The sequence below is a fragment of the Pedobacter agri PB92 genome (assembly GCF_000258495.1).
GTDB classification, from domain to species: domain Bacteria; phylum Bacteroidota; class Bacteroidia; order Sphingobacteriales; family Sphingobacteriaceae; genus Pedobacter; species Pedobacter agri.
In genome coordinates, this window is the sequence record NZ_AJLG01000134.1 from 1 (window position 1) to 13,534 (window position 13,534).

The following is a 13,534-nucleotide window of genomic DNA, read 5'->3' on the forward strand; positions in this document are numbered from 1 at the left end:
ACGTACACACTGTAAGATATTTAAATAGTTATTTAAATTATTACAGCGTAACGGCTGGATTAGGCAAGTATTTCGGCAGTTTTTGGATAAATGCAAAAACATTTATTACACCAAATGGTGAACGATTGGCAGCTTCCTATGTACTATCTGGCCGATATTTAATCAACGAATCTGCAGATGATTATTTTACCGCGATAGCCGGCTATGGTTTCTCTCCAGATGACAGAGGCAGGAACTTTGCCATCACCGAACGCTTAAATCTGGAATCTATTCGTTTCACATTGGGTTACCAGCGTACATTGTGGAAAAGAAATATTCTTGGCTTGTTCGGCACGTGGAATAATCAGGAATACATTCCCGGAAGAAAAAGGAATGAGTTTGATGCACAGATTTCTTTCCAACATAAATTTTAAAAAATGATGGGATTTTCAGGATGGAAAATATGTTTAACTATAATTGCATTTGCCATGCTCAATCAATCTTATGCCCAAATAAATTTGGTTGAAAATGCCAAATCTAATTATCAGATTATAGTTAGCAAACGGGCTACAAATCTAGAACGAAAAGCTGCAGATGTATTAAAATCATATATCGATAAAATTTCTAAGGCTGATCTTCCAATTGTACAGGATCATTTAAAGGCAAAAGAATTCGAAATTGTTATTGGCAATACCAACCGTAATCATTCTGATGAGCAATTCGATAATGATGGATTTTTAATTAAAACAGCTGCAAATAAAATTTTTATTTATGGGCAGAATGAACAGGCAACTTTATACGGCGTTTATCATTTCCTCGATCATTATCTGGGTTGTAAAATGTATACTGCTGACCACGAATTTATTCCGCAGCAAACAAATATCAAACTCTCAGCAATAAACGATTTGCAACAACCACAGTTTAAGTTCAGGCAAGTTTATTATCCTGATCAATATAACGAGGAATACCGGAACTGGCATAAACTTCAGTTACTGGAAGATGAATGGGGATTGTGGGGACATACATTTGATAAATTGGTACCAGCAAAACTGTATTTTCACGATCATCCTGAATATTATGCGTTGGTAAATGGAGATCGAAAAACCTCTCAACTGTGTTTAAGCAATCCTGATGTCTATCGCATTACAGTTGAAAATTTAAAAAAGGAAATTACCGCTCATCCTGAAAAAAAATATTGGTCGGTTAGCCAGAATGATGGCTTTGGGTTTTGTACCTGCGATGCCTGTAGTGCTACTGATCAAAAATTCGGCGGACCACAAGGCTCACTAATCAGTTTTGTAAACAAAGTAGCGAAAAATTTTCCTGATCAAACCATTTCTACTTTGGCGTATCTCTATTCAAAACGTCCTCCTGAGGGAATTAAACCTTTAAAAAATGTTAGCATCATGCTTTCCACAATTGATTTGGATAGATCGAAACCTGTTGAAAATAACACAAAAGCAAATGGTTTCAAAAATGATTTAAAAGGTTGGTCGGCTGTTTGCGACAATGTAATGATTTGGGATTATGTTGTTCAGTTCACCAATTATGTGAGTCCATTCCCAAATCTAAACACGCTGCAAGAGAACATGAAATTTTTCGCTACCAATCATGTTAAAGGCGTTTTTATACAAGGTAGTGAAGCCTCCACTGGTGAGTTTACAGCTTTAAAATCCTACTTACTAGCCAAACTAAGCTGGAACCCAATTTTAGATATAGAAGCAGAAAAGAAGAACTTCATGGCAAGTTATTATGGAAAAGCAGCTCCAAACATCTTAACCTATGCAGCTGCCCTGGAGAAAAACTTAATATCATCGAATAGAATTTTAGATATTTACGGTGATCCATCTGCTGAGTGGAAAACCTGGTTAACACCTGAACAGATTGATCATTACAGTAGTATTTTAGATCAGGCAGAACAGGCGGTTAGAAATGATCCGGTTATATTGAATAGAATTTTAATTGAAAGGCTACCTTTAGAATATGCTGTTCTCCAGCAAGCCCGGTTTTACGGTTTAGAAAAGCATGGAGTCTTTACCGCCAATGGGAAAAACTGGAAAGTGCGGCCTGGTTTTGAACAAAAAGTATCAAGATTTATTGCTTCTGCCAAACAACTTGGAATCAAGCAGCTTTCTGAAGATGGTTTTACCATTGACGATTATCAATTTGAATGGACAAAAATTTTCAATGATGGTCCGCTATTGCATTTAGCGACCAACAAAAATGTTGAAGCGCTAACTCCATTTAATACTGATTTTTTAGCTAAAGGAACCAAAACATTAACTGATGGTTCGAGGGGCTATCAAAATTTTCAATATAATTACTTAGGATGGTTAGGAAATGACATGGAAGTTGTGATCGATCTGGGAAGCATTCAAAACACAAATCAGGTAATAGTCGGTTTTCTTGAAGATCAACGACATTGGGCATTTCTGCCAAACAAGGTTATGATTTCTGTTTCAACTGATCATAAAGTTTATCAACCTATGAGCGAATTGATACAACCGAGCCCAATAGAAAACTATGATAAGCAAACCCATAGACTGACTCTAGATTTTAAAAAATCTACGAAGGCAAGGTATATTAAAGTTAAAGCGACCAACCAAAGTAAATTACCAGAATGGAGAGATTACCCCAATAAGAAACCCTGGTTATTTTGTGATGAAATTGAAGTAAATTAATTTAAGCAGAAAGGCTTAAAACCTTAGGATCTATAACGTTAAGCGTGGGACTTGAAGAAATTGTTTTAAAAATTTCAATCAGTTTTTCGAGCTGAGCATCTAGTTCTGTTTTGTCAAAACCACCGGTTAAAACCTCATTTTGCAATTGGATAAGTGAATCTTGATTAACCGCATCTAAATTTAATTCTTTTGCTTTAAAAGAAGAGATTTCGACAATGTGATGGGTTAATAGGGAAAATTTACTTTTATATTCCAGTTTCAAAGTTTCATAAGTTGATAAATCTTTACAAATCTGAAACTTACAAAGTGCCAGTTCCATCCTTAAATAGAAGTAAATATGCTTTTCAAAAGCAGTTGGATCAGTACAAATAAATTTTACAAAAGAAGTGTAAGCGTTCATTCAAATAGTAAGCGTTTATATAACTAAGCTGCAAAGCTAAATATTGAACTTTTCCTAAATGATAATTTTACATGAAACACCATATTTCTTTACACAAACACTTTGCAATACGAACTTGTTAATCTATGAAAATGTTAAATATAATTTCAAAAGATAAATTATGGCAATACAGACTCAAAACTTAGACGAACACAATTCAAAGGTTGTGGTTCGAAACTTTATTAATGCTTTAAATGCTGAAAACTTTGCAGCTGCCCGCGAGCAACTTGCTGATGACATGATTTTTAAAGGTGTAATGGGCGAACGTAGAGGTGCCGATGTTTATATGGAAGACATGAAAAAGATGAAATTCAAATATGAAATTAAAAAGCTGTTTGTCGATGGCAATGATATTTCCTTGTGATATGATATTAATATGGGTAAAAGCACAATATTTTCAGCTGGATGGTATAAAATTGAAAATGAGCGCATCAAATCGTTTCAGGTGCTATTTGATACAAGGCCGATATTTATAGTTAACAAACTTGTTTTAACTTTCTAACCACGATTTGTTGAGCACCTTCCAAACTGAATATAAATTGAAGAAATTCATCAGTTTCCTGAATTTCAATTTTTGAAACTGTACCGTGAATGGAATCTTTGGAAATTTGATCGCCTGTTTTAATTTCGAGCAGAGCAGATGTTGGCATTTTATCGCTTACCATCATTTTGAAGTTGGCAAAGTAAGTGTAAAACAAGTTTTCTCTTCGTTAGAGCTTACATCTAATGTTCCACCATGTGCTTTTGCGATTTCTGCAGAAATATACAAACCTAGTCCCAGCCCTTTTTGGTTGGGCTCAACTTCTCCTCTAGAAAATGGCTGAAATAATCGTTCCATCGCTGCTTCAGGAATTTTTTTACCAGGATTTGCTACGCAAAGGTTAAATTCTTCTTCATTGGTAGAAGCAGTAATTTCAATTACGGAGTCTTGAGGACTATAACTCAATGCATTCCCAAGTAAATTAGAAAAAAGCTGGGCAATCCGCTTTCCATCTGCAGCTACGGGATGCTCAAAATCGAAATTTAATTTCATTTTTTTATCAGGAGAAATGGCATGAATTTCCTCCACAACCTGATAAAGCACTTTCTCCAAATCTTCATCAGGTGTTGGAGAAATATTAATACCACCTCCTAACCTGCCACTGGCAAAATCAAGCATATTCTCAATCAAACCATTCATTCTGAATGATGAATCTTTAATAAGTTTCACCAGTTTTTGTGTCCGGTCATCGAGATTGAAACGAGCCAAAAGCTGCGCACTATTTGAAACGGCATTTAGCGGATTACGTAAGTCATGCCCCAGAATGGCTATAAACTGCTCTCTCAATTCTGATGTTTCTTTCTCCACCTGTAATCGTTCTTCTGAAAGAGCCAACTGCTCTAACGCATCTAAATGGAACGCAATTAAATCGGCAAACATCTTAAACGTATCAATCGTATTTGGATTGTTAAGTTGGGCAGGTTTGGGATCGATAGCGCAAAGCGTACCGAAAAATGAGCCATTTTTTAATACGATTGGTACTGAAATGTAGCTTTGAAATCCATATAATAACGGTGTATGATGATTGGCAAATAATTCATCTTCAGCAACGTGATCAATGACCACAATTTTTTGGTGCTGTCTGATTTCGTTACAAATGGTGGTTTCTAACTTTAATTCGCCACCTGGCTTCAGGCCGAAATCAATTTTATCATTCACAGCACAAGCTATCCATTTATCGACGGTTACATGTGCCACAGCAGAAAAACCCATGCCGGTTGTATTACAAACAATCTGCAAGATGTTTGCTATCGCTGGAATTTTGTTAATCGATTCGAAATCGAAAGGAATTTTGTTGTTATCGTGTTGCAATGTTTGGGATAATATGGCACAATTTACAAAAAATAATTTTTGAAAGAAATAGACATTTATCTTCTAACATTTGTTTTACAATAACAGCATTCTTTGCCGAAACTCTAGCATATGTTAAACAATTATGCCCAGGTTATTGCTAATCTGGGCATAATATTAGGAGTTTAGTAGCGCTGGTTTTTCGTGATAGGTTTTCCAAAGCAGCTCTCCAAATAAGGTGTTAGACCACGCGAACCAGGCACGGGTAAAGTTTGCCGGGTTATCTTTGTTAAATGATTCATGCATGAAACCTTTGCCAGCATGTGTTTTTCGCAAGGTATCAATACAATATTTTATTTCGGCATCATCTTTTGAAGTTAAAGCTCTCATGGTTATACTCATTGGCCAAATCATATCCTGCCCAACATGTGGACCGCCAATCCCTTCTGCAGCAGTACCTTTAAAGAAATATGGATTATCCTTCGAAAGGGCAAACTTTCTGGTATTCTGATAAATTGGATCATCAACTTTCATAGCGCCGAGATATGGCAAACTTAATAAGCTTGGTACATTGGAATCATCCATTAAATAAGTACTTCCAAAACCATCAACTTCAAATGCGTAAATTTTACCGTATTTTGGATGGTTTACAATTGCATGTTTCTGCAGTGCCGCACTCACCTCATTCGCAAGATTAAGTAAGCTGCTTTCCAATGCTTTGTCAGGCTGCAAAGCCTTTACCATTTCTGCTGCCTGCTTTAAGCTAGAAACTGCAAAGAAATTAGAAGGAATTAAAAACGGAAAAATAGTTGCATCATCACTCGGACGGAAAGCAGAACAAATTAAACCTACTGCATTTACAGGGAAACCATATCCTGCCATTGGCAGCGAATCGGTTGGTTGTGTGGTTTCACGCTGAAAATGATAAGGTCCTCTGTCATTTTTGCGCTGCTGCTCTTTAAAAGTTTTTAATGTTGCCTCAATGCCCTTTTTCCAGTCAGCATCGAATGGTGTTTTATCGCCAGTTTTTTTCCAGTAGTGATAGGCTAAACGAACAGGATAACACAATGAATCTATCTCCCATTTGCGTTCATGCACACCTGCTTGCATTTTCGTTTTATCAGTTTTCCATTCACCTACCTTATTCGGATCGCCATAAAAAGCATTTGCATAAGGATCTTTTAAAACGCACTGGGTTTGGTGGATAATAACGCCAGCGATTAGTTTCTTGAGTGGTTCATCTTCATTAACAAATTGCAGGTATGGCCAAACTTGCGCCGAACTGTCGCGAAGCCACATGGCATCAATATCTCCGGTAATTACGTAAGTATCTGGCCGCCCGTTTTTCTCTTCATAATATACCGTAGTATCCAGCGTATTTGGGAAGCAATTTTCGAAAAGCCAAGCCAACTCCGGATTTTTCACTTTGGCTTGAAAGGTTTTAATTGCCGCATCTACTGCTTTACTCTGAAAATGTCTTTTACCTGCAGCTACTCTTACCACCGGAAAATCAGGAAGCAATTCTCCCGCCAGTGAAAATTTTGAAGCCAGTACCCCAGCGCCCAATAAACCCGTGTTTTGTATGAATGTTCTTCTTTTCATTATGTGTGATTATAATTTGGTTAAATTTAGTTTTGCCAGGCGGGCGTAGTATTCCAACATAGCTGCCTGCATAATCAATGATTTATTTTTTTGTTTTCCGAGCAAATTATTTTCATCACGTTCGTCTTTCCAGATCCTTTCAGCATCTTTAATTAAAAACGCTAATCTTTTTGCGTCTTTCTCAACTTTAAATAATTCTAAATATCCGCGTAATAAAACAACGTTGAACCAGTAATGATCGCCAAGCTTATTGTTTTTGTAAAAATGCCGCTCAGCGTTAGTGGCAATAAACTTCGCTTCTTTTAAATACTTATCTTCTTTGGTAAGTTGATAGAGTAATGCGTTAGCCTGAAGCATTGTACCGGTATTGTAAGTGTAGGTAGCCGAATCAACTTTTAGATTTTCGATATCTATCGCATCATAAAATATACCTTCTGAAGATCGAAGCATTTTATTTGTCCAATTGTAAACCAACAGCGCAGTATCAAGATATTTTTTATCCCCGGTAATTTTGTAAAATTGTAAAGAGATTAAAATATTAGGTCCGTTTGAGCAGGTGTTTTTTGATGTTTTCTTATCCTCTTGCCAATAAATGCCGCCACCAGCTTTTTTATCATAACCCGTTAATAACCATTTATAAATCTCTTTTGATTTATCTAAATAGTTTACATCTTTGTTTCTTTGATAAGCATCCAGATAGGCAATGGCGATCCACTGATTGTCGTCATAAAATCTGGAGCTTTTATCTATATAAGACTGGTAGGAAGGTGCAGGTTTTTCAGTGGTATGATATTGGTTAATTGCTGAAACGACTGGCTCCATCATTTTCGGTTTACCAAGCGCTTCCGTTTCATTGGTGGCTTGTATTAAGGCACATAATGGCCACAGATAAGAGTAAGGCTTTTCATGTTTGCCAACAGTTTCCAGATAAAGTGCCTTATCCGCCACCCTAAAATACTGATTGATATTTTTTCAATGATGGCTATTCTTTTCAAATATTCAGTTTGCGCTGGTTGTGCAAGCGCATAATCTGTAAACAAAAAGATTAATAACAGGCTGAGCAAAAAGTTAAGTGTACTTCGCATTTAAACATTAATAATATTCAAAAGCTCATGCGATAGCATCTACACTATTTCTACATGGCTAATTTCGACTTTGATATTTGGTTAGAACTAAACAAATATTAATATTATTTCTATCATATCAAAATCGAAAAGCCAATTAAAGCATTCCTAAATCGATTTTCCAATATCTATTCAATTTATTACAAAAAGTGTTTCTATTGAGCATAACTTACCGAAGCCTATATTATGAGATATAAAGAATATTATCGAAAAAAATTAAATTGGTTTTCGTTTAAAAGATCATTGTTCAGACCTGTACAGCAGATTGAGTTAAATTTTATTTCAAAGTTAATAGCCATCATAAAACTACTTAAAACTAAGTAATTATCTGATAATTAAAAAGTTATCATAAATATTTACTTATATTTAGTTGGCGCTACACGATCCTTCCCTATTTCCTCTCTTTAGCTTGATTTTGCCACTTAACCAATTAAAACTTAAACCACCATGACAACTAAATTTGGCTTTAATTTAATGAGCATTGATGAATTTGAAAATTGGCTTGCTAACTTACGCGTTGCACGAACCATCTTGAATATCCAACAGCATCATACCTGGAGCCCGAGTTATATTCAGTTTAAAGGAAATAACCAATTCGAAATGCAAAAAAATATGAAAGCCTACCATGTCGGCGAAAACGGATGGGCCGACATCGGGCAGCATTTCAGTACGTTTGCTGATGGCTCTATTGTTACCGGCAGAAGTATGGAGAAAACTCCTGCATGTATCTTAGGATTTAATTCGAATTCGGTTTGTATGGAACATGTTGGCAATTTTGATAAGGGGAAAGATACCATGACCGCTGCACATAAAGATACAATTATCAGAATGACAGCTGCACTCTGCAAGAAATTCGGAATTGAAGTTAACAGCAATAAAATTGTTTATCACCATTGGTTTGATTTGAGCAGCGGCGTTAGAAATAATGGAACAAAGAATAATAAAACATGTCCGGGTACAAACTTTTTTGGAGGAAACAAAGTAAATGATTGCGAGCAAAATTTTCTGCCTTTGGTAAGCGCAGCGCTAAACGGTGTTACTATTCCTTCCGTTTCGACAATAAATACTGATGTTTTAAAATATGTTTATGTAACCGCAGACACTTTAAATATCAGAGAAGCAGCAACTTCGCAAGCAAAAAAAGCTGACGATAGAGAACCAGCCTTATTGGGATCAATCCTTCGTGTTTATAAAGAAAAAGATGGCTGGTATAAGATATCTGGTTCGCAAGAACATTGGGTAAATGCCGCTTATACCAAGCCTGTAACCCGTGCTACGGTGAACGCCTCGACTCTAAATGTGCGTAGCGGAGCTGGAAATACTTTTCCTAAAGTTGCTTCATTAACCCAAGGCCAGGAAGTATTTATTAGAGATGAGAATAACGGTTGGAGCAAAATAAATGCTGATAACAGATGGGTAAAAAAAGAGTTTTTAAAGATAAACTAAAGATTTTATTGATTGCTCATGTTGGAAATCCATTGAGTAAAGGATGGATTTCTACTTTTCGCATGGAAAATTAAATCTATGGGATTTGCATGTTGATTGATTTTAAAATCAGTTACCAAACGTTTTCGAAATTCAATAAACCCTGGAAAAGTTGAAGTTAGAAGACTATTCAATCTTAAGAAGTAATCTTCATTCATAATCTTTTCTTTTAGTCCTTCTAAACCGATTCCATACTGATATGCATTAATATTGATAAGCGTATCCGGTATAATGGAAATTCCGAAGTACAAAAGGGATAGAAATTCATCAAAATTTTGAGCGAAGAACTCCCATGGGTCTCCTTCCGAGGAAACATAAACCAAGGGGTTGTTTAACAACTCACGGTTTTCACCCTTTAAACAAATAAAAATATAATCTGCTCCTTTTGTATTGCCAACATAAATCAATTGATCAGAGTCAAAACCAATTAAATTTTTACTCCGGTTTTTTCGATCATCAGAATAAAAAAAATCAATATAATTCTTTTCAGTATTAGTTGATATCATATCGTAGAATGGTTTTACGCCGACATAATCTTCCGTTTCTTTTATACCTTTCATAATTATGCTTTTAAATTTTGAAGCGGTTGCGCTTGTAATGTTCTCTCACCTTGTTGCAATCTGGCTTTAACCGTTCTATAAAATTGCTCTTTTGTCATACCGTCGGGAAATGCGGTTGATGCATTCAAATCTGCCCAGGCGGGTGCCAAAAGTGGTTGATTTATAATTCCAAACATAAAATTAACATCAGCATTTCTATCTCGAATAATTTCATCCACAACCTTACTTCTCATTATTTCTGGTGTATCACCGGAATTGATAGTTGTTTTCACATTTGATAAAAATTGATTTTTTGTTGTCATTCCTTTTGGCCCGAATGTTCTACCCATTTCATGACGATCTTCAAAAAGGTTGATGGTAAACCCACCCATTGCATGACCTCTTGTTTGCGAATGGATGTTGTTATCTGGCGGGAAAATTTTCCTGCCAGAACCAAACCCAGTATCTCCTGGCGCTATCAGTTGATTTGTTTCCGTGTATTCCATTTGAGCCGCAGCAATTAATATTGCTGCCTGAGGTTGGTGATCTGGTGTTAACAAATCATTAGGATTCTCTGGAAAACGACCATAAGTTCCAACCAGTCCTTCAAAATTGTATTTCATAATATCGCTCGACAGTTCTCCACCGCCAATAACACGACCAAGCAACGGGGTAAACTCGGATTCAACTGTTAATAAATCTTGATATTTTTGATTTCTTTGTGCAGAATCTTGTCTGGGAATTTGTTTTAAAGCATCGAGTGCAGGAATAATTCTAGTATCATAAAAAGTTTTTGCTCTCGTTGCAGCATTTCTTTTACGCATGGGTATAGTTGTATCAGTAATTGTATTGTTTAAGAAAACGTAAACCAATTGTGGTGTGCTCTCTACCCACATTTCAGGATTTGTTTCAGAACCTCGATACACCAATTCATGACTGGAACCGTCTTCTGCTGTAAATCCTATTCTTCTATTCCACCATTCTCTAACTGCCGCAACAGCCGCTCTTCCTGCATCGATAACTGCTCCCCCTATCCTAATTGCCTGATCAATTACCCATAAAATCCCGGCATCTATTCGGGCTTTTACCGATTCTAATATTTCCTGCATGCGGGTGGCGATTCTTCCAAACCCAAACTGGTTAGCTAAGAAGCCGATCATAATCGGTAAAGAGTTCGCTAAAATACTTTCCAGAAAATTCGCTGCTCCTGCAATATTACCTCGGGCAACATCAGCCAGCATGGTTACATATTGATTGATGATCCGAAGGATAGGCACAAAATATTCGGTAAAACTTTGAATGGCCCGGTATACCGCTAAAATACTATTTACAACAGGCATAATTCCGGAAACATCGAGCATGCTTAATAACCAGGCCGTTGCCTGCGCCATGATCCGCTCGTTTATAAATGTTACAATATTTCCGATTACGGTATCCCAGAGGTTACTCAACTGTTCCTGAATTCTTTCCCAAATCGCTGCAGGCCCACGCTCAACCACATCGGCTACGAAACTCCATGCCCCGGTAGCCATATCCAACATTCCACGTAAACGCTGCGCCCTTTCTTCTCCGATTCTAGACGCCAACAGATTAAAAATATTGTCGATGGTTACACCTAATATCTGAAGGATGAAACCAAATATTGAGCCGAAAGAGAAATCAGTTGGCGGTGTAATACCCATCGCCTGCATTTCAGCAGTTAGCCAGTTTACCACACCCGATAATAAATGCGTGCCGATGTTTCCAAAAAACTGACTAAAGCCTTGCTGTAAACCGCTAAGCAGATTTATGAAGAATCCGACCGGATTTCCCAGAATATCGACTACTGCTTGAGAAGCATTAGCTAAAATTGAAACTACTAATTCTGGAGGAATGCCGACCAGACTTAACAATTCCCTGAAGAAGGTCCACATGGCGCCCGGCAAATTGCCATCAACAAAAACCTGGTAAAGGATCGTCATAACGATTTGTTGTGCCCTTGCCCAAACATCTCCAATCGCCATAATTTGATTAAAAAGTGGGATTCTGCTCAGAATTTGTTCAATCAGAAAGTTTTTTATTGGGGTTCGAATACATTCAGGGATAAGCATAAATGGCCCCAAGATAAAATCCCCCGCCCTGCCAGCTAAATCGCCAATGGTATCTACAATTCGCTGCAAAGCATTGAGTATAGGGGTAATGAAACCTGCTAAATAACCCAAGCCGCTACTGGCCAGATTAAATAAATTAACCACGCCAGTCTGAACCCAATTGCCCAAACCTAAAGCAGTATCATTTATCCATGCGATTGCAGGTGCCGCGGCAGAAAATATAGAACTTGAAGCTATAGAATTATAAAACCCTGTAATCTGATTAACAAAACCGCCAACGTTTTCAGCTACCCATAAACCTGCGTTACCAATTCCCTGCTGTACCTCAACAACTTTTGTTTGCACTGCAGGAAGAATGATATCTCTTAAAGAGGCTTGTTGCGCCTGTGCCGCTATTCCTGATCCATCATCGCCCATGGCAGCTGCCATACCATTTACACCCGATGCAAAATTAGACACGGTATCACGCAAATTCATAATGGCGCTAAGTGGCAAAATATGCACAACCTTTTCAGCAATTTGCTGTACGGGCTCAATAATCGGACGAACAGTTTCTTTTATTCCTGTCCAAGCTTCTTCGGCTTTGCCTGTTACCCATTGCATCATGCCGTTGGAATTTTCACCGCCAGAACTATCGGCGCCAATACCCAGCGTTGATTTTACCCAATCCCATGCCATGGCGCCATACTCACGCACGGGTAAAGTCCAATCCCAGATTCTTTGGCCAATGCCTTGCATCCAAACCCAAACATCACTTGCTGTTTGTCCAAGCCAATCGACTACAGGTGCACCAAAAGCGCCCCATAAACCAGAGAAGAAATCGCCGATAGGCCTCACAAAATCAGTTAATCCAGTCCATGCATCGGTAGCAACAGTGGTAATTACGTTTTTAAGTTCTGTTACAGCCGCCAATAATGGTGCACAATCGCCGGCAATTAGTGCCTGCATAATAACTGAAACCCGCTCATAAAGCAGTGAGAATACCGAAATTAAATTGGTTACAAAATTGCCAACAGCAGGAAATCTATCGAACAGGTGATTTAAACTCGTCATGAGTTTCTCTCGTAAAAAGCCAAGAATACCCTTGCTGCTGATTTCCCTAAGTAATTGAACAAACTCTGCCGGGGCAATTTCTTCTACAATTTCCCAGGCACTTTCAGCTAGCCAATCACCAAGATCCCAACGCTGCACTATTTCATCACTACAAGCACAGCGATCTATTTTTTCTGTCTCCTCAACTTTGCGCAAAACCTTTTCTTTTTCTTCAGTTTTACGCTGCACAGTTGCACCCTGCTGGATAGTATGTGTAAGTTCATGCGCCAGCAAGAATTTCCCACCCGATGAATTCGGATTATATTCTCCCTTGTTAAAATAAATATCGTTACCTACTGTAAAAGCCCTGGCATTTACATGAGCCGTCATTTTTGCGGCATGGGCATTATCATGAATTTTTACGCCAGAAAAATCAGCACCCATTTTACCGCCCAAATCAGAATTGATATGAGCTGGAAGATTAGTGCCAGCACCTTTGGTTGAGGCAATTCCAGATTGAACAGTTCCGGGAGCAGTTCCTCCACTGGCAAATGACGCCCCTGCTTTAGCTTGTAAAATTTCAGGCTGATCAATTCCTCTTAATTCTTCTTCCTTAAGGGAGATTTTTTCTTCATTCCCACAATTTTTGCATTGGCGCTGGACATTCATGGCGGCACCAGTACCTATTCCTCCCATCACAAAACCGGCATTTGAAGGCATCAGTGTGTACGT

11 protein-coding genes are annotated in these 13,534 nt (G+C 37.7%); 4 read left to right on the forward strand and 7 right to left on the reverse strand.

Annotation, left to right across the window (positions count from 1 at the left end; genetic code table 11):
• Both ON09_RS17300 and ON09_RS17305 read left to right on the forward strand, forming a co-directional pair.
• The coding region (locus tag ON09_RS17300; protein ID WP_010602325.1) for a YaiO family outer membrane beta-barrel protein at nt 1–413 on the forward strand (413 nt) is incomplete at its 5' end.
• A gap of 3 nt (nt 414–416) precedes the next feature.
• Complete coding sequence (locus ON09_RS17305; RefSeq protein WP_029204423.1) at nt 417–2,660, forward strand: DUF4838 domain-containing protein; 2,244 nt, start codon at nt 417–419, stop codon at nt 2,658–2,660.
• 1 nt (nt 2,661) lies between these two features.
• Here ON09_RS17305 and ON09_RS17310 read toward each other — a convergent pair whose 3' ends face one another.
• Nucleotides 2,662–2,979, reverse strand: a complete 318-nt coding sequence (locus tag ON09_RS17310) for a hypothetical protein (protein WP_157258999.1) — start codon at nt 2,977–2,979, stop codon at nt 2,662–2,664.
• Between the two features lie 241 nt (nt 2,980–3,220).
• Here ON09_RS17310 and ON09_RS25710 point away from each other — a divergent pair, with 241 nt between their 5' ends.
• Nucleotides 3,221–3,463: a nuclear transport factor 2 family protein gene (locus tag ON09_RS25710; RefSeq protein WP_010602328.1), complete on the forward strand. Its 243-nt coding sequence runs from the start codon at nt 3,221–3,223 to the stop codon at nt 3,461–3,463.
• A gap of 112 nt (nt 3,464–3,575) precedes the next feature.
• Here ON09_RS25710 and ON09_RS17320 read toward each other — a convergent pair whose 3' ends face one another.
• The 4 genes from ON09_RS17320 to ON09_RS17335 form a co-directional block, all read right to left on the reverse strand.
• Nucleotides 3,576–3,767 carry a hypothetical protein gene (locus ON09_RS17320; protein ID WP_029204424.1) on the reverse strand — a complete coding sequence of 64 codons (192 nt, stop codon included), beginning with the start codon at nt 3,765–3,767 and terminating at the stop codon, nt 3,576–3,578.
• Nucleotides 3,764–4,951 carry a GAF domain-containing sensor histidine kinase gene (locus ON09_RS17325; protein WP_010602330.1) on the reverse strand — a complete coding sequence of 396 codons (1,188 nt, stop codon included), beginning with the start codon at nt 4,949–4,951 and terminating at the stop codon, nt 3,764–3,766. The genes ON09_RS17320 and ON09_RS17325 overlap by 4 nt, the downstream gene beginning before the upstream one ends.
• Before the next feature lie 156 nt (nt 4,952–5,107).
• Nucleotides 5,108–6,532, reverse strand: a complete 1,425-nt coding sequence (locus ON09_RS17330) for a glycoside hydrolase family 125 protein (protein WP_010602331.1) — start codon at nt 6,530–6,532, stop codon at nt 5,108–5,110.
• Nucleotides 6,533–6,541: 9 nt separating this feature from the next.
• Nucleotides 6,542–7,480: a glycoside hydrolase family 76 protein gene (locus ON09_RS17335; RefSeq protein WP_010602332.1), complete on the reverse strand. Its 939-nt coding sequence runs from the start codon at nt 7,478–7,480 to the stop codon at nt 6,542–6,544.
• Nucleotides 7,481–8,103: 623 nt separating this feature from the next.
• On the opposite strand from ON09_RS17335, the gene ON09_RS17340 reads away from it, so the two are divergent.
• Complete coding sequence (locus ON09_RS17340) at nt 8,104–9,102, forward strand: SH3 domain-containing protein (RefSeq protein WP_010602333.1); 999 nt, start codon at nt 8,104–8,106, stop codon at nt 9,100–9,102.
• A 5-nt stretch (nt 9,103–9,107) separates the two neighbouring features.
• Here the strand turns inward: ON09_RS17340 and ON09_RS17345 are convergent, their stop codons facing one another.
• Together ON09_RS17345 and ON09_RS17350 are read right to left on the reverse strand one after the other, a co-directional pair.
• On the reverse strand, nt 9,108–9,701 hold the full coding sequence (locus tag ON09_RS17345; protein WP_010602334.1) for a hypothetical protein: 594 nt from the start codon (nt 9,699–9,701) through the stop codon (nt 9,108–9,110).
• A 2-nt stretch (nt 9,702–9,703) separates the two neighbouring features.
• Nucleotides 9,704–13,534 (reverse strand): eCIS core domain-containing protein (locus ON09_RS17350; RefSeq protein ID WP_010602335.1); only part of this gene is annotated, 3,831 nt, incomplete at its 5' end.